19 protein-coding genes are annotated in these 22,859 nt (G+C 68.9%); 14 read left to right on the top strand and 5 right to left on the bottom strand.

Going from position 1 to position 22,859, the window contains the following annotated elements; genetic code table 11:
• Positions 1-258 precede the first annotated feature (258 nt).
• Entirely contained in the window at positions 259-1,209 is a 951-nt protein-coding gene (gene era / locus DDF67_RS12210; protein ID WP_109101166.1) for a GTPase Era, read from the top strand.
• On the opposite strand, the gene DDF67_RS12205 is transcribed toward era, so the two are convergent.
• A complete protein-coding gene (locus tag DDF67_RS12205; protein WP_109101165.1) occupies positions 1,206-2,186 on the bottom strand; it encodes a hypothetical protein in 981 nt (326 codons plus the stop codon). The genes era and DDF67_RS12205 overlap by 4 nt on opposite strands.
• 159 nt (positions 2,187-2,345) lie before the next feature.
• On the opposite strand from DDF67_RS12205, the gene DDF67_RS12200 reads away from it, so the two are divergent.
• Positions 2,346-3,218, top strand: a complete 873-nt coding sequence (locus DDF67_RS12200; RefSeq protein WP_109101164.1) for an arylamine N-acetyltransferase family protein — start codon at positions 2,346-2,348, stop codon at positions 3,216-3,218.
• Between the two features lie 16 nt (positions 3,219-3,234).
• Complete coding sequence (recO, locus tag DDF67_RS12195; RefSeq protein ID WP_109101170.1) at positions 3,235-3,966, top strand: DNA repair protein RecO; 732 nt, start codon at positions 3,235-3,237, stop codon at positions 3,964-3,966.
• Positions 3,967-3,988: 22 nt separating this feature from the next.
• Here recO and DDF67_RS25540 read toward each other — a convergent pair whose 3' ends face one another.
• Entirely contained in the window at positions 3,989-6,829 is a 2,841-nt protein-coding gene (locus DDF67_RS25540; protein ID WP_158278040.1) for a TonB-dependent receptor, read from the bottom strand.
• 121 nt (positions 6,830-6,950) lie between these two features.
• Between DDF67_RS25540 and DDF67_RS12185 the strand changes: the two genes are divergently transcribed.
• From DDF67_RS12185 to DDF67_RS12135, 11 genes are all read left to right on the top strand, one after another.
• Positions 6,951-7,616, top strand: a complete 666-nt coding sequence (locus DDF67_RS12185) for a response regulator (RefSeq protein ID WP_109101163.1) — start codon at positions 6,951-6,953, stop codon at positions 7,614-7,616.
• Positions 7,613-9,031, top strand: coding sequence for an ATP-binding protein (locus tag DDF67_RS12180; protein ID WP_109101162.1), 1,419 nt, complete (start codon positions 7,613-7,615; stop codon positions 9,029-9,031). The genes DDF67_RS12185 and DDF67_RS12180 overlap by 4 nt, the downstream gene beginning before the upstream one ends.
• A gap of 83 nt (positions 9,032-9,114) precedes the next feature.
• Positions 9,115-9,327 (top strand): hypothetical protein, encoded by a 213-nt coding sequence (locus DDF67_RS12175; protein WP_109101161.1) that lies wholly within the window; start codon positions 9,115-9,117, stop codon positions 9,325-9,327.
• 77 nt (positions 9,328-9,404) lie between these two features.
• Positions 9,405-11,684, top strand: a complete 2,280-nt coding sequence (gene parC, locus DDF67_RS12170; protein WP_109101160.1) for a DNA topoisomerase IV subunit A — start codon at positions 9,405-9,407, stop codon at positions 11,682-11,684.
• Between the two features lie 73 nt (positions 11,685-11,757).
• Positions 11,758-13,137: a serine hydrolase domain-containing protein gene (locus DDF67_RS12165; RefSeq protein WP_109101159.1), complete on the top strand. Its 1,380-nt coding sequence runs from the start codon at positions 11,758-11,760 to the stop codon at positions 13,135-13,137.
• Positions 13,138-13,248: 111 nt separating this feature from the next.
• Positions 13,249-13,533 (top strand): hypothetical protein, encoded by a 285-nt coding sequence (locus tag DDF67_RS12160; protein WP_109101158.1) that lies wholly within the window; start codon positions 13,249-13,251, stop codon positions 13,531-13,533.
• A 90-nt stretch (positions 13,534-13,623) separates the two neighbouring features.
• Complete coding sequence (locus DDF67_RS12155; RefSeq protein WP_233247633.1) at positions 13,624-14,538, top strand: iron-containing redox enzyme family protein; 915 nt, start codon at positions 13,624-13,626, stop codon at positions 14,536-14,538.
• 96 nt (positions 14,539-14,634) lie between these two features.
• On the top strand, positions 14,635-14,889 hold the full coding sequence (locus DDF67_RS12150) for a DUF3297 family protein (protein WP_058350490.1): 255 nt from the start codon (positions 14,635-14,637) through the stop codon (positions 14,887-14,889).
• A gap of 30 nt (positions 14,890-14,919) precedes the next feature.
• Complete coding sequence (locus DDF67_RS12145; RefSeq protein ID WP_109101168.1) at positions 14,920-15,159, top strand: hypothetical protein; 240 nt, start codon at positions 14,920-14,922, stop codon at positions 15,157-15,159.
• An 82-nt stretch (positions 15,160-15,241) separates the two neighbouring features.
• Positions 15,242-16,114: a hypothetical protein gene (locus DDF67_RS12140; protein WP_109101157.1), complete on the top strand. Its 873-nt coding sequence runs from the start codon at positions 15,242-15,244 to the stop codon at positions 16,112-16,114.
• 213 nt (positions 16,115-16,327) lie between these two features.
• On the top strand, positions 16,328-16,855 hold the full coding sequence (locus DDF67_RS12135) for a MarR family winged helix-turn-helix transcriptional regulator (RefSeq protein WP_109101156.1): 528 nt from the start codon (positions 16,328-16,330) through the stop codon (positions 16,853-16,855).
• Here DDF67_RS12135 and DDF67_RS12130 read toward each other — a convergent pair.
• From DDF67_RS12130 to DDF67_RS12120, 3 genes are all read right to left on the bottom strand, one after another.
• Complete coding sequence (locus DDF67_RS12130) at positions 16,807-17,841, bottom strand: P1 family peptidase (RefSeq protein ID WP_109101155.1); 1,035 nt, start codon at positions 17,839-17,841, stop codon at positions 16,807-16,809. The genes DDF67_RS12135 and DDF67_RS12130 overlap by 49 nt on opposite strands.
• Positions 17,842-17,918: 77 nt before the next feature.
• Positions 17,919-18,902 (bottom strand): sensor histidine kinase, encoded by a 984-nt coding sequence (locus DDF67_RS12125; RefSeq protein ID WP_109101167.1) that lies wholly within the window; start codon positions 18,900-18,902, stop codon positions 17,919-17,921.
• Between the two features lie 174 nt (positions 18,903-19,076).
• On the bottom strand, positions 19,077-22,367 hold the full coding sequence (locus DDF67_RS12120; protein WP_109101154.1) for a TonB-dependent receptor: 3,291 nt from the start codon (positions 22,365-22,367) through the stop codon (positions 19,077-19,079).
• Positions 22,368-22,859: the final 492 nt, after the last annotated feature.

Here is a 22,859-nt window from a genome sequence, read left to right as displayed (position 1 = left end):
CCCACCGGCATCAGCGCCTCGGCGAAACTGAACTGACCCGTCTGCTTCACCGCCATGCCTGGCCTCCCCGTACTAAACCCAGGGAATCACAATCGGCTAATTTCGCAACACTCCCCCGAAGGGGGAGGTGGCCGCGAAAGCGGTCAAAGGGGAAGAGGTTGCGTCGGCGGAGGGTTTTCTTCCCCCTCCGTCGCCTGCGGCGACACCATCCCCTTCGGGGGGAGGATTTTCGCCGCTGCTGTGCTACACGCACGCCCAATGACTGAAAACACCTCCAATACCCGCGCCGGGTTCGCCGCCATCATCGGTGCGCCGAACGCCGGTAAGTCCACCCTGGTCAACCGCATGGTCGGGGCCAAGGTCTCGATCGTCACCCAGAAGGTGCAGACGACCCGCTTTCCCGTGCGCGGCGTCGCCCTGGCCGGCGACACCCAGATCGTCCTCGTCGACACCCCCGGAATCTTCAGCCCGCGCCGCCGCCTCGACCGCGCCATGGTGCGCTCGGCCTGGGCCGGCTCGGAAGAAGCCGAAGTCACCGTCCATCTCGTCGACGTGCAGGCCGAGCTGGCCGACCGCGCCCGCAACGCCACCCCGGCCGAGCACCGCGCCGTGCAGGACGTCCAGACCATCATCGAGGCGCTCAAGGAGAGCGGCCGCAAGGTGATCCTGGCGCTCAACAAGATCGACGGCGTCAAGCGCGACACGCTGCTGGCCGTGGCCAAGGACTTCTTCGATACCGGCGTCTATACCGACGTCTTCATGATCAGCGCCGAGACCGGCGCGGGCGTCGACGACCTGACCGCCAAGCTGGCCTCGATGATGCCGGAGAGCCCCTGGCTCTATCCGGAAGACCAGACGGCCGACCTGCCGGCCCGCCTGCTGGCCGCCGAGATCACCCGCGAGAAGATCTATCTGCGCGTCCACGAGGAACTGCCCTATGCGGCCTCGGTCGAGACCACCGCGTTCGAGGAACGCGCCGACGGCAGCGCCCGCATCGAGCAGACCATCTATGTCGAGCGCGAGGGCCAGCGCGCCATCGTCCTGGGCAAGGGCGGCCAGGTGCTGAAGTGGATCGGCCAGGCCTCGCGCGAGGAACTGCAGGACATCCTGGACCGCAAGGTGCACCTGTTCCTGCACGTGAAGGTCAAGGAGAACTGGGCCGAGGAGCGCGGCCTGTTCAGCGACATGGGCCTCGATTTCGACGTCTAGCCGTAGACGTCGGCCACCGGTCTGCGCGGACGCGTCTGCGGGATCATCGGCTCGTCGGTAATGACTACGTTTGCGGTCCCGGCGGTCAGCGACTGAAGCTTCAGTCGCAGGTCGCCGGCTTCGCGCTGGGCCAGGATGAAGGCCTCCCCGTCGGCGCGGCTGTCGAACAGCAGCTGGGTGTCGCCGTAGGGCCGCCAGGGCGAGCGGCTGAGGGCGGCGATGCCGGCCTCGGCCTCGTCAAACAGGGCCTGCTCCCATTCCTGGATCTTGGCGCTGCGATGCACCTGCAACTTCGCGGAGTCGTCGAAGTCGGCGATCTTGCGGGCGGCGACTTCTTCGGAGACGTCGGCTTGGTCGACGGCGGTGACGAAGGCGTCCCGAGCCTTGGCCAGGCGCTGGGCATAGCCGGCGTGATAGACCTCGGCGGCGGCGCGGGCCACGGCGATGCGTTCGCGGGCGGCGCGGCGGTCGCCCGGCGTCAGCAGCACCTCGGGATCCAGCCGGATCTCTCGGGCGCAGGCGTCCAGCGCCTTGGTGAGATCGGCGCGCGCCGCATGCTCCTCCGCCACTGCGCGGGCATTGACCTTGGCCACGGCCGCTTCCATGCCCTTCACGTCGCCGGCCTTGTAGACCTCGATCTGATGACGGGCGAAGGGGCTGAGGAAGAGGCACAGGAAGATGATCGCCAGCAGGCCGTTGAAATAGGCAGGGCCGCGGGCTTCGTGCTTCCAGCGAACATAGCCGAAATACAGAAGGCACCAGAACCCGAGCGTTCCGAGGATGGTCGGGATTAGCGCGGCGTTGAAGGCCGCGGTCAGGGCGCTCGACGAGAAGCCGGACGAGAATTGTGGACCATAGACCTGGCCGTAGGCGATAGCGCCGGCCGCCGCGGCGATGGCGACGATCATGAAGGCCGGCCAGGTGATCGGCGGCTTGGGGCGGCGGCGCGGCGCGTATCCGGTGAAGGCTTCGGTCATGGCATGTCCCCCAGCGCCGAACTGAAGGCGCCTGCATGCTGCTAGCAAGCGTCGCCGTTTCGCTCAACTCATGGTCGCCTGGGAGGCGAGCGGGCGGGCTTGACTTCGCCGACCGGCGGCAGCCTTTGAGCGGATCCGAGCCAAAGAAGGCCAGCCCCGTTGCGTCCCGCAGACCACTCTCCCGCCTCGCCCGCGTCCCCCGGCGTTGACCTGGACGCCTATTTCGCGCGCATCGGCTATGACGGCCCCCGCGCGGCGACGCTCCAGCTTTTGCGGGCGATCTGCCAGAAGCACCCCGACGCCATTCCATTCGAGAACCTCGACGTGCTTCTGGGCCGGGGGATCAGCATCGCTCCGGCCGATGTCGACGCCAAGCTCCTGACCGCCGGCCGCGGCGGCTACTGCTACGAGCAGAACAGCCTGCTCAAGCGCGTGCTGGCAGCTCTGGGCTTCGAGGTCGAAGGCCTGATGGCGCGGGTGCTGTGGATGGCGCCGGAGGGGGCGCCGCCGCGTCCGCGTTCGCATCAGGTGCTGGGCGTGACGATCGACGGCGAGACCTGGCTGGCCGACGTCGGGTTCGGCGGCTGCGTGCTGACCGCGCCGCTGCGGCTGTTCAGCGAGGGCCAGCAGTCCAGTCCCAACGGGCCCTTCCGCATCGTCGACGCCATGCACGACGGCGTGGCCGAGCGTCAGGTTCAGGCCGACCTGTCGGGGCGCTGGGCGCCGCTCTACCAGGTGGCCCAGGGCGCCTTGGCGGCGGTCGACTACGAGCAGGCCAACTTCTTCACCTACACCCACCCCAGTTCGCACTTCACCTGGAGCATGACGGTAGGCCGAACGACACCGACGGACCGCTTTGCGCTGAAGAACAACCGCCTGACCCACCGCGATGCTTCCGGCGGCCTGGTTGAGCAGCGCGACCTTCCGCTCGACGAGCTGGAAGCGGTGCTGCGCGACGTCATCGGCCTGCCGGTCGAACCCGACTGGCGTCCGGTGCTGGAGAAGGTGGTCGGCTGGGGGGCGCCGTCCTAGTGGAGCTGCCCTGATGATGGAGTGGGAAGATGACGCCTTCGTGCTGTCGGCGCGGGCGCACGGCGAAACCGGCGCCATCGTCGAACTGCTGACGCAGGATCGAGGCAAGTTCGTCGCCCACGTGGCCGGCGCGGCCTCGCGGCGGATGAAGCCGTTCCTGCAGGCGGGCGCACGGGTGATCGCCCGCTATCGCGCGCGGGTCGCCGACCAGATGGGCTCTGCCCAGCTGGAGCCGATGGGGGAGGGGCCGTCTTCGCTGTTCGACGACCGCCTGGCCCTGGCCGGCCTGCAATCGGCCGCCGCCGTCGCCGCCGGGGCCTTGCCTGAGCGCGAGCCGCATCCGGGCGCGTTTCTGGCGCTGGAGACCCTGATCCGGGTGCTGGAGATCCCCGACATCTGGCCGGCGGTCTATGTGCGCTACGAGGCGGGCCTGCTACAGGACCTGGGCTTTGGCCTGGATCTGTCTAAATGCGCGGCCACCGGCGACGTCGACGACCTGGTCTATGTCAGCCCCCGCACCGGGCGGGCCGTCAGCCGTAAGGCCGGCGCGCCCTATCACGACAAGCTTCTGTCGCTGCCGCCGTTCCTGCTGTCGTCGCAGGGGGGCTTGAGCGAAGGCGACGTCAAGGCCGGCCTCGACATCACCGGCCATTTCCTGGAGCAGTTCGTATTCGGTCCGCTCAACCGTCCGCTGCCGCCGGCTCGCATGTGGCTGCTGGACCGGCTGGGCGAGGCGGGGCGGCTGTAGAGTCCGCCCCGGCCGTCCTTTCCTAGAAGAACACCTTGCGCACGCTCAGCTTCACACTGCGGCCGAGCGGGTCGAGATAGTCTTCCTGGTAAGTGATCGGCGTGCCGCCGGCGGCGTTGCGCACCTCCTGCTTCTCGTCGAACAGGTTGGTGACGCCGAAGGTCACCCGCGTGCCGCGCAGCACCGGATACTTGGCCACCAGTTCGCGACGGGCGCCCAGGTTGGCGAACAGGCGCAGGTTCACCGTCGTCAGGTCCGAGAACTTGAGGGCGCCGGTCGAGCTGCCCGTCGTGCCGCCGGTCACCTCGGTGGCGCTGCGCCAGTTGGCCGTCAGGCGCATGCCCATGCCGTTTTTGGTGAGGCCGGCTTGGGCCTCGACCTCGTGGCGGGGCGAGCCGCCGCTGTTGCCCAGGGCGTCGCCGTCCAGCAGGTCGAGCGGAGTTCCGCCGTCGGTGATGTAAATCCGGTCGCGCAGGCGCACGGTGTGGAAGAGGCCCAGTTGCAGGCGCGCCGCACCGAAGCCGGGAGGGGGGCCGCCGAAACCGCCGCCGGGACCGCGACCGCCGAAGCCGCCGCCGCCGCCAGGCCCACCGAAGCCGCCGCCCGGGCCGCCGCCGGGACCGCCCTGGTCTCCGCCCGGACGTGACCCGTCCGACGAAGGCTGGGCGTTGTCGCCGCTAGCCGGCTGATCGCCGCCGCGACGCTCGCCGCCCTGGCGCATGGCGCCCTGCAGCAGGTCCATCCCCGGAGGCTGGGCGCCTTCGGTCGTCTGGGCTTGAGCCGTGGTCTGGCCCTGGGTCTGAGCTTGGGGCTGCTGGCTGCTCGTCGCCTGGCCGTCCTGGCCGCGACGGCCTTCGCCGCGTCCTTCGCCCTGGCCCTGGCGGTCGCGCCAGCGCTGCATCTCCTCGGGCGTCGGGGTCGGGCGCGGCGGGGTCTTGCCGATCTGGCGGTTGAAGTTCAGCCCCCAGCGGATCTGGTCGCTTTCGCGCTTGGCGAAGTTCACCGGACGCGCGTCGATGCGGATCAGGCGGCCGACGGGATCGTCCACCGTCGGGTCCTCGCGGAAGAAGCGGTCGGGGAACGCCGCCTCGGTCGCCGCCGTGGCGCTGGGGAAAGACGAAATCGGATTGTCGGTGCGCGAATGGGTGTAGTTGGCGTTGATCGACAGGCCCTCGACCACCGGCGGCTTGAGGGTTACGCCGACCCGCAGGACCTTCTTCTCCTCGGCCTTCAGGTCGGGATTGCCGCCGCTCAGGCGGATGATCTGCACGCTTTCGCCACGCACGTAGTCGAACACCTGCACGTCGGGCGTGGTGACCTGCGCGCCGCCCAGCTGCGACATGCTGGGCGCGTTTTCCTGGTTGTTCATCGAGACGATGAAGCTGACCGGCTTGATCGGCGACCAGTTCAGGCCATAGCCGATCGAGGTCAGGGTTCCGAAGTCCGACAGCTGGTTGACCGACAGGTTCAGGTTGGCCGACAGGTCGCCGGCCTTGGCCATGAAGTTGTTCTTCCGGCTGGTGATCGGCACGTCGAAGCTGACCTGGGCGTTGGCCGTGCCGCGCGACAGGTCGACGCTGCTCTCCACGCCGCTGCGGCGCGACCAGGAATCGACCCAGGCGCCTTCGGCCCCCAGCTTGACGCTGGTCGAGATGTCGCCGGCCGGCAGGCGCGTCAGGGCGCCGTTCATCACCAGCTGGGTGTTGATCGTGTCGTTGGTCGAGCTGGCGCGGTCCTTGATGAAGCTGCCGGTGGGCAGGCCCCCGCGAGGATCGAAGGTCGGGTCCAGGGCGTCCAGCCGATCCTGCAGCTCGTCGACGGTGGGGTTGCGGTCGGTGCTGGTGCGGCTTTCGTCGTGGTCGTAGTTGCCGGTCAGGTTCCAGCGCCAGGACTTCATCGCGCCGTCGAGGGTGAAGCCGGCATGGGCGTTGTACGAGCGGCTCCACTGCTCCATGGCCCCCAGGTCGGTCAGGTAGCGATAGACCGTCTCGTCGGCGCCCGACACCGAGAACGGGCTGGCCGCCGGAACGTCGAACTCAGCTCGGGCCAGGCCCGACAGCGACTGGCTCTGGTCGTAGGACAGGCTGCCGTTGACCGTGGCCGAGATCCCGTTCTCCAGCACGCGGTTGTAGACGGTGTTGAACGACAGGCTGTCGGTGCGCGGACGCAGCGTGCGGAAGGGCGTGACGTCGCCGACGTAATTGTTGCTGGCCGAGCGCGAGATGATGTCGCGGTCGCTTTCCAGCAGCTTGTCGCTATGGGCGTACTTGAACGCGGTGTTCAGGCGGCCCTGGCGGTTGAGACGCAGCGTGCTGGAATCGATCTGCTCGGTGGTCTGGCCGCCGTCGGTGGGCGGGGCTATGCTGATCTCGCCGGTGCGGGCGCGGAAGCGCTGGCGCAGCACGACGTTGACCACCTTCTGGTCGGCCGAATAGCCGTACTTCAGGGCCACTTCCTCGGGCAGGATCTCGACGCGCTGGATGGCTTCGGTGGGGATGTCGCGGATTTCGCCCATGCCCGAGATGCGCCGGCCGTTCAGCAGCACGACTGGCGCGCCGCCGCTGGCGCTGGCGGTCTGGGCCGACAGCTCCGACAGGAGTTCGGTCACCGAGCTCACGCCCAGCGAGCGCACGTCGGCGGCGTTGAAGGTGGTTTCCGGCTGGATGTCGCCGATCACCGCGCCGTACTGGCGCTGACCGGTGACGACGATGCCCTCGACCTCGGTGTCGAGATCGGCGTCGGACGGAACCTGCTGGGCGGACTGGCGCGGGCTCTGGGTCGGCTGGGCTGTTTCCTGGGCATGCAGCATCGTTGGCGTGATGCAGCCCAGCAGACCCGCCAGAAGGGCCATCTTCCTCGTCATTCCAATCCCCAAATCTCGAACCGAATCCCTCGATTGCAGCCTCTGTAACGCAAGCAACCTCGACGTAGCCTGAACGAACTGGTTCAGGTTCGGTTTGGGTTCGTCGGCTAAAGAATTGCGGATGCGCATCCTGTTGGTCGAAGACGACGCGCCGCTGGCCGAAAGCATAGCCCTGGCCCTGCGCGAAGAGCAGTTCGCGGTGGATATCGCCGCCGACGGCGAGACCGGCGCGCACCTGGGCGCCACAGAAACCTACGCCGCCGCCGTGCTCGACCTTGGTTTGCCCAAGCAGGACGGCCTTTCGGTGCTGCGGGGCTGGCGGTCCCAGAACCGGCCTCTGCCCGTGCTGATCCTCACCGCTCGCTATGGCTGGACCGAGAAGGTCGAGGGCTTCAAGGCCGGCGCCGACGACTACCTGACCAAGCCGTTCCGTGTGGAGGAGCTGGTCATGCGCCTGCGCGCCCTGGTTCGCCGCTCGGCGGGCCATCACGGCCCGCGCATCGTTTGCGGCCGTCTGACCTTCGACGCCCAGATGGGCGGCTTCGAGTTCGACGGCATGCCGCTGAAGCTGACCAGCTTCGAGTGGCGGGTGCTGTCGTGCCTGATCCTGCGCAAGGAGGTGGTGGTCGAGCGGATGGATATCCTGGAGCAGGCCTACGAGGGCGACGCGGGCGGGGATTCCAACTCGCTGGAGGTCATCGTCGGCCGGCTGCGGCGCAAGATCGGCCATGAGATGATCGAGACCGTGCGCGGTCGCGGCTATCGCCTGACGGCGGGGGCGGCGTGAGCGGTCCGCTGAACTCCATCCGTGCGCGGCTACTGCTCAGCGGCGTGCTGTTCACCATCGTGGCGGTGGTGCTCGCGGCCTTGACCATCCGGCCGACGCTGGACCAGTTCGTCCGCCGCAACGTCGACGCCAGCCTGGAATCGCAGATTTCGGTGCTGGCCCGGGCGGTGAAGTCCGACGGTTCGCTGGACCAGGACCGCATTCAGTCGGTCGGTCCGTTCATCCGTCGCGGCGCGGGCTGGGCCTGGGTGGTGAAGGGACCGGCGGGCGTGCTGCGCTCGCAGACCGTGGCCTCGGTCGAGCCCAGGCAGGGAGAGGGGCCGCCGCCCTGGCCCCGACCGGACCGTGACCGCATGCCCCAGCGCGAGATGCGCCCCGACAAGCCGCCGACCGCGCCGCTGAAGGAATCCCGCCGCTGGCGCTCGCGCAGCGGCTGGAATGAAAGCTTCTACTTCCGCACCCTGACGATCAGCACCAGCCGTGGGCCGGTGACGGTCACCGCAGGCGCGCCGCGCTACATCCGCGACCGCATGCGAGACGAGGGCCTGCGGCCGCTGCTGCTGTCGCTGGGCGTGCTGGGCGTGGGCTTGCTGGCGGCGATGATCGGCCAACTGGAGCTGGGCCTCAGGCCCCTGCGCAAGCTGGGCGCCTCGCTGGCCGCCGTGAGGGAGGGCGAGCAGCGCCGGATCGACGACAAGCAGCCCCGCGAGCTGGAGCCGGTGGTCGCCGAACTCAACGCCCTGCTGGACCACAATGAGCAGGCGCTGGCGAAGGCGCGCAGTCACGTCTCCAACCTGGCCCATGGCCTCAAGACCCCGCTGGCCACCCTGGCCGTGCGCCTGGCCGAGCCGGGGAGAGACCCTGACGGCAGTCTGGCCAGCCTGATCGCCCAGATCGACGGCGCCATCGGCCATCACCTGGGACGCGCCCGCGCCGCCTCGCCGGGCGCGCCGGGCCGTCCGGCCCTGCCGGTCAGGTCGCGGCTGGACGATCTGGTCGCCGCCCTGTCGCGCATCCATGCCGCCGCCGGCGTTCGGGCAGAGCTCGACGTGGCCGACGACCTTTATGTGGCCTGCGATCCGCAGGACTTCGACGAGATGACCGGCAACCTGCTCGACAATGCCTGGAAGTTCGCCGAGCGCACGGTGCGGGTTACGGGCCGTCGCGAAGGCGCCCGTGTGGTGCTGGATATCGACGACGACGGTCCGGGCCTGACCGACGAGGCCGCCGCCGCCGCCCTGGTGCCGGGCAGCCGCCTGGACGAGCGCGGGTCCGGGCACGGGTTTGGCCTGCCGATCGCGCTGGAGCTGGCCGAGCTGCACGACGGCGCCCTGACCCTGGGGAGGGCGCCGCTGGGCGGCCTTCGCGTAACCCTGGCCTTGCCCGCCCGCAGCGGCGAAGCGGCCGAGGCGTGACACGGCCGTTCCCAATCCCGTGATCCGTCGGCTGCCCGACCAACGGCGCCGCACGACGTGTTAGGGTCACGGCGAGGGCTGTGATGAAAACCTACACGTTCGTCTGCTTGGCCGGTAACCAGGTCGCCACCGCAGTCGATATCCAGGATCTGGCGGAAGACGCCTACCGGCGCCATGCCTTGTCGCTGCTGCGTGACCACGCCAGCGCCGAGACCATCGAGGTTTGGCAGGGAGAGGCGGTGATCGACCTTGTCGAGCGGGCAGGGGCCTTTCTCGGGGCGCCCGCGGCCGGATAAGCCGCAAAAACCCGGCCAGCGCCTCGAATCGAGCCGCGCATATCTGCTAGGCTGTCGGGCCGAAACGAATCTGATTGATGAACAAGCCCGTCACTCCTCCCCCCGGCGGTCCCGGCGACGGCGACCGCATCCTCGAAGAGCCGCTGACCGAAGCGCTGTCCAAGCGCTATCTGGCCTATGCGCTGTCGACCATCGGCTCGCGGGCGCTGCCCGACGTCCGCGACGGCATGAAGCCGGTGCACCGCCGCGTGCTCTACGCCATGAGCAACATGCGCCTGAACCCCGAGGCCGCCGCGCGCAAGTGCGCCAAGGTGGTCGGCGAGGTGATGGGTAACTTCCACCCTCACGGCGACCAGTCGATCTACGACGCCCTGGTGCGCTTGGCGCAGGACTTCTCCCAGCGCATCCCGCTGGTCGAGGGGCAGGGCAATTTCGGCAACATCGACGGCGATAACGCCGCGGCCATGCGTTACACCGAATGCAAGATGACGGAGGCGGCGACGCTTCTGCTCGACGGCATCGACGAGGACGCAGTCGACTTCCGCCCGACCTATGACGGCCAGGACGAGGAGCCGGTGGTTCTGCCGTCGGGCTTCCCGAACCTCCTGGCCAACGGCTCGGCCGGCATCGCCGTGGGCATGGCCACCTCGATCCCGCCGCACAATCCGGCCGAGCTGATCGACGCCTGCCTGCTGCTGCTGAGCAACCCCGAGGCCACGACCGCCGACATCCTCGAGCGCGTTCCGGGCCCGGACTTCCCGACCGGCGGCGTCATCGTCGAGCCGGCCGCGTCCCTGCTGGAAACCTACGAGACCGGCCGCGGCGGCATCCGCACCCGCGCCAAGTGGGAGCGCGAGGAGACCGGCCGCGGGACCTACCAGATCGTCGTCACCGAGATCCCGTACCAGGTCAAGAAGTCGGATCTGGTCGAGCAACTGGCCGACCTGATCGAGAGCAAGAAGGCCGCCCTCCTGGGCGACGTCCGCGACGAAAGCGCCGAGGACATCCGTCTGGTCCTCGAGCCGAAGTCCAAGAACGTCGAGCCCGAAGTGCTGATGGAGAGCCTGTTCAAGCTCTCGGCGCTCGAAAGCCGCTTCTCGGTCAATATCAACGTGCTGGACGCGCGCGGCACGCCGGGCGTCATGGGCATCAAGCAGGCCCTGATGGCCTTCCTGGCCCACCGCCGCGAAGTGCTGACCCGCCGGGCCCGCCACCGCCTGGCCAAGATCGAAGCCCGCCTTCACATCCTCGACGGCCTGCTGATCGCCTACCTCAATCTCGACGAGGTGATCCGCATCGTCCGCTACGAGGACAAGCCGAAGGAAAAGCTGATGGCGGCCTTCGCCCTCAGCGATATCCAGGCCGACGCCATCCTCAACACCCGCCTGCGCCAACTGGCCAAGCTGGAGGAGATGGAGATCCGCCGCGAGCACGCCGAACTGGTGGAAGAGCGCGACGGCATCCTGGCCATGCTGGCCAGCGACAAGAAGCAGTGGGACCTGGTCGGCACGGGTCTGCGCCAGGTTCGGGCGTCCTTGATCAAGATCAAGCATCCGCTGGACAAGCCGCGCCCCACGGGCGTGACTGGCCGCTCGGTGTTCGACGTGGCTCCGGTGGTCGACGCCGATGCAGCCATCGAGGCGATGATCGTGCGCGAGCCGATCACCATCATCCTGTCCGAACGCGGCTGGATCCGCGCCGCCAAGGGCAAGATCGAAGACCCGTCCGAGCTGAAGTTCAAGGAAGGCGACAAGCTCGGCTTCCTGGTGCCGGCCGAGACGACCGACAAGCTGCTGCTGTTCACCTCGGACGGCCGGTTCTTCACGCTGGGCTGCGCCAACCTGCCGTCGGCGCGGGGGCACGGCGAGCCGGTGCGGATGATGATCGAGCTCGACGACAAGGTGAAGATCATCGACGTCTTCCCGTTCAAGGCGGGCCGCAAGCGCATCCTGGCCTCCAAGCAGGGCTACGGCTTCCTGCTGCCGGAGGAGGAGGCCCTGGCAAACCGCAAGGCGGGCAAGCAGGTGCTGACGGTCGACGCCGCCGGCGCGGCCTTCTGCCTGGAGGCCGTCGGCGACCAGCTGGCGGTGGTGGGCGACAACGGCAAGATCCTGATCTTCCCGCTGGAAGAGCTGCCGGAAATGCCGCGCGGCAAGGGCGTCAAGCTGCAGGCCTATCGCGAGGGCGGCCTGCGCGACGGCCTGTCGTTCAACGCCGAGACCGGGGCCTATTGGATCGACACGGCCCTGCGCCGTCGCGAGTGGACCGACTGGCAGGCCTTCGTCGGCCGCCGGGCCGGCGCCGGCAAGCTGGCGCCCAAGGGCTTCCCGACCCAGAAGCGCTTCCGTCCCAAGTGATGTGATATGCGAGAGCGGGCGCGACGTTTCGGCGCCATGCTCTCGCCAAACCCTCTGTGAGATAAGTCGACCCATGAGCTTCTGGCGCAAGTCCATCGGGGCCCTGGCTGGGTTCCTGGGCCTGACCGCCGCCCATCCGGGGGTGGCCGGCGCCCTGCCGCGCGCCAAGCCCGAGGCGGTGGGCTTCTCGTCCGAGAAGCTCAAGCGCGTCGACGAAACCATGCAGCGCCTGGTCGACCAGGGCCAGATCGCCGGCGGCGTCACCCTGCTGGCCCGTCACGGCAAGGTCGTCAGCCAGACCGCCTACGGCAAGCGCGCGCTGGACCTGCCCGAGGCCATGCCGGCCGACGCCATCTTCCGCATTCGTTCGGAGACCAAGCCGGTCACGGGCGTCGCCATGCTGATCCTCTACGACGAGGGCCGCTGGAAGCTGGACGACCCCGTAACCAAGTTCATCCCCGAGTTCGAGAGCCTGCGCGTGGCCAACGGCGTCGACGCCGCCGGCCGCCCGATCCTGTCGCCGATCAGCCGCCCGCCGACCATGCGCGAGCTGATGACCCACACGGCCGGCTTCGCCTACGGCATCGCCGACGATCCGGGCAGCCATGCCGACCAGGCCTATTACCGGGCCGGCGTGCTGCAGTCGGACTCGCTGTTCTCGATGGTGCAGAAGATCGCCAGCCTGCCGATGTACGCCGAGCCGGGCAAGCTGTGGCGCTATAGCGTCGCGGCCGACATCCAGGGCCTGATCATCGAGCGCCTGTCGGGTCAGGCCCTGCCGGAGTTCATGCGCCAGCGGATTTTCAAGCCGCTGAAGATGAAGGACACCGCCTTCTGGGTGCCGGCCGACAAGACCGCGCGGCTCGCGGCGATCTATGACGCTGATCCGGCGACCGGGAAGCTCGTGCCCGCCGTCGAGGGCGGCTGGCGCGACGTCACCAGGCCGCCCTCGGCGCCGTCGGGCGGCGGGGGACTGCTGTCGACCGCCAAGGATTTCGCCCGCTTCGCCCAGATGATCCTCAACGGCGGCGACCTGGAAGGCGTACGCATTCTCGAACCGGAGACGGTGGCGATGATGCGGCTCAACCACCTGCCGCCCAGCTTCCAGGTCACCACCGACGGCACGTCCGGCGTGCTCAAGCCCGGCCAGCAGAAGCCTTTCCCCTTCGCGCTGGGCATGGGCTATGGCCTCGACGTGGCCGTGGCGGTGGACCCGGCGGCTTCGGGCGCGCCGGTCGGCCCAGGCACGATCAGCTGGGGCGGCAGCGCCGGCACCTGGTTCTGGATCGACCCGGCCAACGACCTCTTCTTCGTCGGCATGATCCAGCGTCTGGGCGGGGTCGGTCCCGGCCTCGACGCCGAGACCCGCAAATGGGTCTACCAGGCCCTGGAAAAGCCGCCCGCAAAGCTGGCTCAAACTCGCGACACGACCAAGCGTTCCTCGCTTAAGTAATTGATTTTCGGTGGTGTTCGTCGGCTTTCCGACCCAGGAACACCTGGGCGGAATGCTCGTTTGCTTCCCGTCGGCGCATCCGCGCCGGCCAATGATCAGGGAAGACACGACATGGGCGAGACCCCGAACAACCAAGGCCTGCAACAGCAATCCGGCGACGCCCAGCGTCCGCAGGTCGAACAGCAGAACCAGCAAGGCGAGACCCGCTCGCCGCAGCAACAGCAGCAGAATCCCCAGCAGACCCAGCCTGGCCAGCAAAACCAGCAGGCCGACCGTCAGCGTCGTGAAGGCGAAGGCGTCGAGGGCGACGACGAACTGAACAACGGCGTCTCGGGCGGCGTCGAAACCGGCGCCATCGAGCCGGGCCGCACCGGCGACGGCGGCGCGGAGCGCTGATCTTCCTCGGGAGGCTCCGCGCGGAGCCTCCCGCCTTCATCGCAGTCGTTCAGCTTTCCGGAGTTCGTGATCGTGTTTGGCGGAGAACGCTTGTCGCGCCTGGGCGCCTTCAGCCCGCAGTTTCCCGACGCCGAGGCCCTGCACCGGGGTCTGGCCCATTGGAACCATCGTCGCCTGGCCCCGGCCTTGCCCTCGGCCGACTGGCGCGAGGCCCTCGACGAGGACCTGCGCATGCAACGGATCGAGGGGGCGTTCATCGAGCAGTTCCGTAGCCACATCGCGCCGCTGGTCGAGGACGCGCCAACCGATCCAGACGGCTTCGTCGCCTGGTTCGAGGCGCTGAAGGACCATGGCCCGGGGCAATGGGATCCGCTGTTCGACTGGCTGGAAGGCCAGGCGTCGATGGAGGACCTCAAGTGGTTTCTGACCCAGGAGGCTGCCGGCGAGGCCGGCTTCGACGACCTTGTGGCCATGACCCAGGTAAAGGTGCTCGACCGCGCCAAGCTGGAGCTGGCTCGCAACTACTGGGACGAAATGGGGCGGGGCAGGGCGTCGGGCATGCATGGCCCGATGCTGGCGCGCACCGTCGAGACGTTCGAGCTGACGCCGACGATCGACGCTACGCTGTGGCAATCGCTGTGCCTGGCCAATCTGATGACCGCCTTCGCCACAACGCGTCGCTACGTCTACCAGTCGATCGGTGCCCTGGGCGTGGTCGAACTGACTGCGCCGACCCGCGTCGCCTGCGTGGATGCGGGCCTCAAGCGCCTGGGCGCGCCCCCGGAAGCCCGCAAGTACTTCGCCCTGCATGCCCAGCTCGACATCGAGCATTCCAAGGCCTGGAACGCCGAGGCCTTGCATCCGCTGGTGTCGGCCGACCCGGCCTGCGCCCGCCACATCGCCGAGGGCGCGGTCATGCGGCTGATCTGCGGCGAGCAGTGTTTCGAGACCTATCGCGCCCATCTTTGGGCCCACGTCCATCCGGTGGTCTACGCCGCCGAGTGAGCAACCGGCTCTAGAGGCTTGGAATCCGGGGCTTTCGCCGGTATCACGCCCGCTTCGGCGGGCCAGCCCGCCCCAAAGATCTCGAAAGCCGACCCGATGAGCGATACGCCTCCCGACCGCCTGTCCGCCAACCCCGACAGCCCGTACTACAACGCCGAGGCGCTGGAGCGCGGCGTGGGCATCCGCTTCAAGGGCGTCGAAAAGACCAATGTCGACGAATACTGCGTCAGCGAAGGCTGGGTGCGCGTGACCGCCGGCAAGACCGTCGACCGTAAGGGCAACGCCATGACCATCAAGCTGCAAGGCGAGGTCGTGCCCTACTACCGCGACGCCGAAGCCTCGGCCGAGTAGACCCGCGTGAGCGATCCCGATCTGCAGGCCATGGCCGACGACGAGCTGTCGCGGGCCATGACCCTGTCGTGGCGCGAGCTGTCGAAGGTGATTCCCTGGGGAGACACCTTCGACGGCATTTCGCCCGCCGGCCGCAATGTCGAGGTCGAGCGCAACTACCTGTGGGTCGCCCAGGAAGGCGGCGACATCCTGTGCGAAGTCGCCGTCTATGGCGGCGAGAGCCGCTACGACCAGGGCGCCCGAGCCCGAGGCGTGATTTCCCGCCGCTGACCTCAACCTTCACCGTGCAAGCGTCACGCGCATGCGTTAACCGTAACGCTGCTCGTCGAACGGCGCATGCGGGAGGGGTGGGGTGTATCAATCCGAGTTTCCGGTCGAGACGCCGGTCCCGATCTTCGATCCGACCCTGCTGGCCGGCATCGCCCTGATCACCCTGGCCGTCGCGGCCTTGGCCTTCTGCGCGGGGCGCTTTACTGGCCGCAAGGGCCGGGACGAGCGGTGGCGCGACGTGCCCAAGACCATTCACAAGGCGATCCTGGCCCGCTGCGTGGCCGCCACCAGCGCGCCGACGGGCGAACTGCTGCGCCGCGCCGAGGAGCTGGTCGCCGAGGTCGAGGCCCGGGTCGGGGCGCTGATCGAGTTCGCCGCCTGCGGCAAGGCGCTCACGAGCCTGGAGAAGGCCTGCCGGGGCCAGTTCCCCAAGCCTGAGGCCAAGCCCGAGCCGAGGGGCCACAAGCCCTGCACCTGCGCCCATCAGGCAAAAGGGGAAGAGCCGCACGACCATGGCAAGCCTGCGCAGCCGCATGGCGGAACCTGCAAGGCGCCGGCGCCGTGCCAGTGCGTGATCTGCTGCGTGCCAGTGAGCGTCGGCGGACTGGCCCTGGCCACGCCGCAGGTGAAGATCAGCAGCAAGCAGACTGTCATCGTCAGCGCCAACTGCGCACCCGTCCCCGCTGCGGCCGCCGCGTCCGCGCCGCACGCCTGCACCTGCGGGGCGGACGCCCACGGCAAGCCCCACGAGGACGAGGCCCACGACAAGCCCGAACCGCCGCTGGAGTGGAGCGAGCACATGCGCCGCCTGCGCCTGGCCGTCGTCGAGTTCGCCGACGTCTGGAACAGCCCCGACAACCTGCGTCTGCTGGAGCGCTGCCAGAGGCAGCTGACCCACACCGAGCCCGCGCCGAAGGCGGGTCATGGCCATGACGAGGATCACGGCGGCCACTGAAGGCGCCGCTTGGTTGGGCGCGGTTAGGTGCGTATGCTCATGCGACGGGCGAAACGCCCGCTTTCCGCCACGGTCCGGGGCGGGTGATTGAGAGCGTTTTCATCGCGGCGCCAGATCGAAGGGCGCTCGCGGTGGGTTGCCAGGGCGTGATTCGGCGTAGAGACGGCTCCGTCTTCGCGGGCCGCAGGCCGGAGCAGGAGGAAAGGTACGGGCATGGCCGCGACGGTCTCATCTCTGACGCCGGGTTCACCGGACGCCGCCAGTGAACAGCTGTCGCTATCGGACTATGTGCCATACCGCCTGGCGACGGCCTCCAGCGCCGTCAGCCGGCTGATCGCCCGGGCTTACGAAGACCGCTTCGGCCTGTCGATCCCGCAGTGGCGCCTAATGTCGATCCTGATCGAGGGACCGCTGACCCAGCACCAGGCCGTGGCGCGCACCGCCATGGACAAGGTGCGCGTCAGCCGCGCGGCCCAGGATCTGGTCGAGCGTCGCCTGGTGGCCCGCATCACCAACCGCACCGACCGCCGTTCGCACACCCTGGAGCTCACCGCCGCGGGCCGCCGGCTGTTCGCCGAGATCCGCCCGCTGGCCCTGGCCTACGAGGCCGCCCTGCTGGCCGGCCTGGCGCCGGGCGAGGTGGCGACCCTCAAGCGGCTGATGGGCCGGCTGGAAGCCGCCGCCGTCCAGCTCTATGGAGCCGACGCGCCGCCGGAAGTGGTTCCGGTCACCGAGGACTGAGCCTCGTAGGCGCCGCGGGCGATGGCTCGAGCCAGGGTGTCGGCCGCCGCCGAGCCCAGCCTCGCCAGCGCGATCGCCCGTCCGGGGCCTTCACCCAGGCTCTGGGCGCCCGAGGCCAGGGCGAAGACAACGTCGCCGTCGAAGGGGGTGTGGACCGGCCGGATGGCCCGCGCCAGCCCGTCCTGGGCCATCATCGCCAGCCGCGTGCACTCGGCCGTCGTCAGGTCGGCGGTGACGGCCACCACGGCCAAGGTGGTGTTGGCGCCCGCCTGAAGCCGGCCCAGCGCCGCCAGCTTGGAATCCTCGGGGATCGGCTGGGCCTCGGTCGTCGCATCCGGGGAAGGGCGCCTGCCGCCGAACTCGCCGTCGATCTCCCAGGGCCATGCCCAGAAGGTCTCGCCGTCGGCCATCCGCACGGAGCCTACCGGATTGACCGCCGCCAGCGCGCCGACGACCAGGCCGTCGCCCAGATCCAGCGAGGCGCTGCCGATCCCGCCCTTGGAGAGGCCCGCCATGGCGCCCAGGCCCGCGCCGAACGCGCCCAGGGCGAAGTCCTTGTCGGCGGCGGCCGCAGCCTCGATGCCCAGCCAGCGATAGGGCGGATCCAGGCCCCAGTCCTTGTCGCCGCCGTTGCCCAGGTCGTGCAGCACGGCCGCCGGCACGATCGGAATGGCCGGCGAGGTCGGGGCCAGCCGGATGCCGCGTCCCGACGCCGAAAGCGCCGCCACGACGCCGTCGGCCGCGCCCAGGCCGAACACCGAGCCGCCCGACAGGCAGATGGCGTGGGCCTTGCTGAAATTGTTCTCGGGCCTCAGCACGTCGATCTCGCGCGTGCCGGGCCCGCCGCCGCGCACGTCGACCCCGGCCGTCCAGGCGTCGGGGCAGAGAAGGGCGGTGACGCCCGAGGCCACGGCCTCGTCCTGGGCATGGCCGACAAGCAGGCCCTCGACGTCGGTGATCAGGTTGCGCGAGCCAGGACGGGGCATGGGCGGGGCCTTCTGGGGTGGCGGAGCGTCACGACGCTTTCCTAGAGCCTTGTCGTTCCGGCCGAAAGGCGCTGCGGCTAGCCCGGCGCCCGCGTATAGCTCAGCCGGCACACCGTCCAGCCGTCCACCCGCGCCATGGTGAAGGCCCCGCCCAGCTGGCGGGCCATGGCGTGGACGATGCGCAGGCCAAGGCTCGAGGAGGCGGACGGCTCGAAACCCGCCGGCGGACCCGCGCCGTTGTCGCGGATGGTCAGCACGTGGCTGGCGCCCTCCTGCTCCAGAGCCACGACGATGCGGCCGTCGGTCCCGGCGCTGAAGGCGTGTTCCAGGGCGTTGTTGAAGCACTCCAGCATCACCAGCGTCACCGGCGTGGCCTGCTCGGGATGCAGCGGGTCCTCGCCGCCCTCGACGCGTACGGCGTGGCGCGCCCCGAAGGCCTGGCCGGCGTCGTCGAGCAGGGCCTCGGCGAAGGCGCGGAAGGAGGTCGGCTCGCCCGTCTGGTCGTGCAGCTGGCGCTGGATTTTGGCGATGGTCTCGATGCGGCCGCCAGCCTCGATCAGGGCGTGGCGAGCGTCCTCGTCCTTCATGCCCGACGACTGCAGGCGCAGCAGGGCGCCGACCATCTGCAGGTTGTTGCTCACCCGGTGGTGCATTTCGCGATAGAGCAGGTCGCGGCTGCGGGCCAGCTGCGCCTGGGTCTCGCGTTCCCGCGACAGGTGCCGCATGGCCTTGCGCATGCCGTCGATGAAGAAGATGTCGACCGCCGCCACGAAGACGAAGAACGTGATCGCCACCATCGTCGCGAAGTCGAAGGCGAAACTGTTGAACGGCGGGATGAAGAAGTACCAGGCGCAAAGGCCCGACAGCGCCGCGCACAGAATTCCGGGGCCGCGCCCGGCGAAATAGGCGGTCACCACGATCGCGGGGAAGAAGGTCAGGTAGGGAAAGCCGGGCGGGAACCAGCTGTCGAGCAGAAGGCGCACAACGAAGGCCGCGCCCGCGGCGGCGACCGCCAGGGCGTAACCCCACGCGGCAGGAGGAGGCGTGCGCGCCCGCGACATGATCTTCAAAGAGCCCCGACTCGGCCGGCGTCGAACCCTTCGTCGCCGTGGGCAAGAATATTTCCCAAAAAGACTTTCGGGTCACGGCAAATCCCCGGCGCCATGCTCCGGGCACGGAAAAGCCCGCCCGTCGTGCGACGGGCGGGCTTCCTCAAGTCATCTTCCGGGCGATGATCAGAACCGCTTGGAGATGTTCATGTACCAGTAGCGACCGGTGGAGTTGTGCAGGGCGCCCGAGTAACCGAAGTTGCTCGAGGTGACCGGCGGATCCTTGTCGGCGATGTTGCGCACGCCGACCCGCAGGGTCGAGCCGTCGAACTGGCCGCTCTTGAACGCGTACTGGCCGTACAGGCTGACCGTGGTCCAGTCCGAGATCGGGAAGTACTGGCCGTTCACCTGGGCGGGGCCGGTGTCGTAGGTCTCGCCGACATAGTTGACGAAGGCGCCCGCGCCCCAGCCGTCCTTGCGCCAGGTGAAGCTGGCCGTGCCGCGGAATTCCGGGAAGCCGTCCATCTTGATCTGGCTGCCGGCCGACGAGACCGTCAGGCCCGCCAGGGCGCCGCTGGCGATGGCCTGCTGCAGGATCTGCTCGATCGGGCTGGCCGACTGGTCGTACTTGGTCAGCTTGGCCACGTTCAGGTTGAAGCCGAAGTCGCCCCAGGGGGTGTCGTCCAGGTCGTAGGCCAGCGAGAAGTCCACGCCCTGAACCACGCGCGGCTGCAGGTTCATGTAGGTGTCGCTGATGTACGAGATGGCGCCGACGGTGTTCGTGCCCACCGGGGCGTCACGCACGACGTTGGGGTTGAAGCTGCCCTGCTGGCGCAGCAGCAGGTCGTAGGCGATCTGGTTGTAGCCGCCCAGGATGCCGATGACGTTCTTTTCCCGGATCGACCAGAAGTCGGTCGTCAGGGTCAGTCGGCCGTACTCGATCGGGATGAACTTCGGCTGGTAGACGAAGCCGATCGAGGCGTTGTCGGCGTCTTCCGGCTTCAGGTCCTTGTTGCCCTGGCGGACTTCCAGCGTCGAGGTGCTGGCGCAGGTCGTGGCCGTCGGGGTGTTGATCCGGCAGAAGGCGTAGTCGGGACGGCCGTTCGAGACGGTCGAGCCCTCGCTGTAGAATTGCGGCAGGTTCGGCGCGCGGAAGCTCTGCGACACCGAGGTGCGCAGCGACAGGCCCTGGCCGACCTTCCACAGCAGGGCGCCCTTCGGCTTCAGCACATTGCCGAAGTCCGAATAGTACTCGTCGCGGGCGGCCAGTTGCAGGGTCACTTCCTCGACGAACGGGATGTTCATCTCGGGCGAGATGATCGGCACGGCCAGTTCGGCGAAGGCCGAGCTGATGACCCGGTCGCCCTTGATGTCCGGCGAACCGGAGGCCCCCAGGACGTCGCTGCCGTAGGTCACGCCGGTGACGCTGTTGGTGTAGGTCGTCGTGCCGTCCAGGCGGTCGTCACGGTCGTCCTTGTAGGTCTCGCGGCGCACCTCCACGCCCGAGGCGAAGCCGACGTCGCCGCCCGGCAGGGTGAAGAGGTCCTTCTTGGAGACCTTGAAGTCCCACATCGCCAGCGAGGTCTCGCTGATGCGGTAGACGTCGATCAGGAACGAGTTGATCGTCGCCTGGCTGTTGCGGGTGGTGTCGTCGCCCGACCAGTTGGTCTGCGAACCGCCGTTGAACGGGTTGTAGGCGGTCTGGTCCGTGCGGTTCAGCGCCTGCTGGAAGAGCGTGCTGCTGATGGCGTTGTGCGTCTTGTCCTTCGTACGGGCGAAGGAATAGAGCGCGGCCGACTCCCACTTCCAGCCCTCGCCGAACGTGCCCTTCAGGCCGCCCAGCAGGCGATAGCTGTCGTCGGTGACGGTGTAGGTGCGCGGACCTGCGTCCACCGGGCGGTAGGTGGTGATGTTCATCGCCACGCCCGAGGCGCCGACGCCGGTCAGGCCGGGCAAGCGGTTGGGATTGGCGCTGCCGTTGGCCAAGGTGGTCGGGCCGAAGGGGTTCCAGTAGGCGTTGGCCGCGATGCTGATCGGGGCCGAGGAGATCGGCGCCGACTGCTCGCGCTGGCCGGTGAACAGGGCGTGGTAGTAGCCGGCTTCACCAAAGAAGGTCATGCCGTTGTCGAGGTCGCGCTCGACGGTGCTGAACAGGTTGGTCCGCTCCAGGCCGCCCTTGAGGGTGCGCTGGGGGTTCTCATCGTAGCGCAGGTCGCGGTCGGCGGCGCCAGTGATGGTTCCCGACCTGATGCAGAGGTCGCCGGCCAGGGCGGCGCTGCTGCAGCCGGCGGCGGTGTTGGCCGTCGGCTCGATGTGGAACACGCCCGAGGTGGTCAGGGCCACGCCGTTCTGGCGGACGACCGTCGACGACGGGATCAGCGTGAACGAACCCCAGGGGCTGGAGGTCGAGCGGTTGTCGAAGCTGGTGTTGCCTGCCCAGGGGGTGCCCTCGACACGGTCGCGGTGATCCTCGCTGGCGGCGTAGTCGCGCTCGTCGGCCATCATGCGGCTGTGGGCGGTGTACGAGCCGAAGAAGGTCAGGCGGGTGCCGTCTTCCAGGCGCGTGCCGGCCTTCAGGTTGACGGTGCCTTCGCGGTAGCCCGTGCCTTCCGAGCCGCCGACCTGGGCCTCGACGCGCAGGCCCTGGAACCTGGTGTCGAGCACGGTGTTGACCACGCCGGCCACGGCGTCCGAGCCGTAGAGGGCGCCGGCGCCGTCGCGCAGCACTTCGACGCGTTTGACGCCGGCCACGGGCAGGGCGTTGGTGTTGACGGTCTGGACCGGCACCAGGTTCTCGGTCTGGGTGCCCGGGTGCAGCACGGCGCGGCGGCCGTTCAGCAGGGCCAGGGTGTTGCCGGTGCCGAGGCTCCGCAGGTTCAGCGACGAGACGTCGCCGCGGGCGTCGTTCAGGTTGCCGGTGGTGCGGGCTTCCTGGAACTGCACGTCGCCGGCCTGCGGGATCGAGCGGAACAGCTCGTCGCCCGAGACGGCGCCGGTGGCGATGATGTCCTTCTCGGTCACGATCGAGACCGGGAGGGCTTCGGTGGTGCGGGCGCCTTCGATCTGGCTGCCGACCACGATGATGGCTTCGACTTCGGCGACTTGTTCGGAAGCCGCTTCAGTCGCGGCGGCTTCCGGCTGGGGGCGGGCGGCCTGCGCCGGGCGCAGGGTGATGGTCTTGCCGTCGTCGGAGGCGACGACCAGGCCGGCGGCGTCGGCCAGGCGCTTCAGCGCCTCGGCGTCCGACAGGTCGCCGGTCACGGCGGGGGTCTTGCGGCCGGTGGCGGCCTCGTAGGGGAACAGCACCTGCTTGCCGGTCTGCTTGGCGTAGGTCTGCAGCGCCGACACCGCGTCCTGCGACGGGATGTTGAAGGTATGGCGCGCGTCCTGGGCCACGGCCTGGCCAGCGAGGGTCAGGACGGCGGCGGACGCCAGCAGCAGGCCGCGGACGGTCCGGCGGCGTTGGGTGTTACGCATGGACAAGTTCGAAAAATCCCCTTCCGCCGCGCCCCCTCGACGCGGCGTTCTAATCGCCTCGACGGCGGACCGTGGGGAAACCTCCACTCGGCGACCGAAATTTTGTGGCTGTGGTGTGACGAGTGTGGCGCCGGCGCCACGGGCACTGCCCCCCCTCCGGCCCTTTCCTCAAGCTGCTCCCCCTGAAGGGGGAGCTGTCGCGGAGCGACTGAGGGGGAAGGGATTGCGGCGTCGGGGGTGAACAGACCTCATCAGGAACTTCCCCCTCCGGCCCTCCGGGCCACCTCCCCCTTCAGGGGGAGGATCTTTGGGCGCGACTTCGCAGTCTCCCGCGTTCGCACGCGTTAGTTCGGGGAGGCGCGGAGCGGCCGGGCGGAGCCTGGAGACCGTGTGTTTGTTTAGCGTTTCGGCTTCGTCGACCGCTCCGCCGCATCATTTGTCTCGGAGGGGCCAGAGGCGCGGGTGATGTTTCAACCCAAGGGCCAGCCTTTC

The organism is Caulobacter endophyticus (assembly GCF_003116815.1).
GTDB lineage: Bacteria > Pseudomonadota > Alphaproteobacteria > Caulobacterales > Caulobacteraceae > Caulobacter > Caulobacter endophyticus.
Note: the sequence above shows the minus strand (reverse complement) of the source record. Positions and strands in the feature narration are given on the sequence as shown.

Coding starts and splice junctions, on each gene's coding strand:
- era (WP_109101166.1), top strand. CDS start 259: ATGACTGAAAACACCTCCAATACCCGCGCCGGGTTCGCCGCCATCATC.
- DDF67_RS12205 (WP_109101165.1), bottom strand. CDS start 2,186: ATGACCGAAGCCTTCACCGGATACGCGCCGCGCCGCCGCCCCAAGCCG.
- recO (WP_109101170.1), top strand. CDS start 3,235: ATGGAGTGGGAAGATGACGCCTTCGTGCTGTCGGCGCGGGCGCACGGC.
- DDF67_RS25540 (WP_158278040.1), bottom strand. CDS start 6,829: ATGACGAGGAAGATGGCCCTTCTGGCGGGTCTGCTGGGCTGCATCACG.
- DDF67_RS12185 (WP_109101163.1), top strand. CDS start 6,951: ATGCGCATCCTGTTGGTCGAAGACGACGCGCCGCTGGCCGAAAGCATA.
- DDF67_RS12175 (WP_109101161.1), top strand. CDS start 9,115: ATGAAAACCTACACGTTCGTCTGCTTGGCCGGTAACCAGGTCGCCACC.
- parC (WP_109101160.1), top strand. CDS start 9,405: ATGAACAAGCCCGTCACTCCTCCCCCCGGCGGTCCCGGCGACGGCGAC.
- DDF67_RS12165 (WP_109101159.1), top strand. CDS start 11,758: ATGAGCTTCTGGCGCAAGTCCATCGGGGCCCTGGCTGGGTTCCTGGGC.
- DDF67_RS12160 (WP_109101158.1), top strand. CDS start 13,249: ATGGGCGAGACCCCGAACAACCAAGGCCTGCAACAGCAATCCGGCGAC.
- DDF67_RS12150 (WP_058350490.1), top strand. CDS start 14,635: ATGAGCGATACGCCTCCCGACCGCCTGTCCGCCAACCCCGACAGCCCG.
- DDF67_RS12145 (WP_109101168.1), top strand. CDS start 14,920: ATGGCCGACGACGAGCTGTCGCGGGCCATGACCCTGTCGTGGCGCGAG.
- DDF67_RS12135 (WP_109101156.1), top strand. CDS start 16,328: ATGGCCGCGACGGTCTCATCTCTGACGCCGGGTTCACCGGACGCCGCC.
- DDF67_RS12130 (WP_109101155.1), bottom strand. CDS start 17,841: ATGCCCCGTCCTGGCTCGCGCAACCTGATCACCGACGTCGAGGGCCTG.
- DDF67_RS12125 (WP_109101167.1), bottom strand. CDS start 18,902: ATGTCGCGGGCGCGCACGCCTCCTCCTGCCGCGTGGGGTTACGCCCTG.
- DDF67_RS12120 (WP_109101154.1), bottom strand. CDS start 22,367: ATGCGTAACACCCAACGCCGCCGGACCGTCCGCGGCCTGCTGCTGGCG.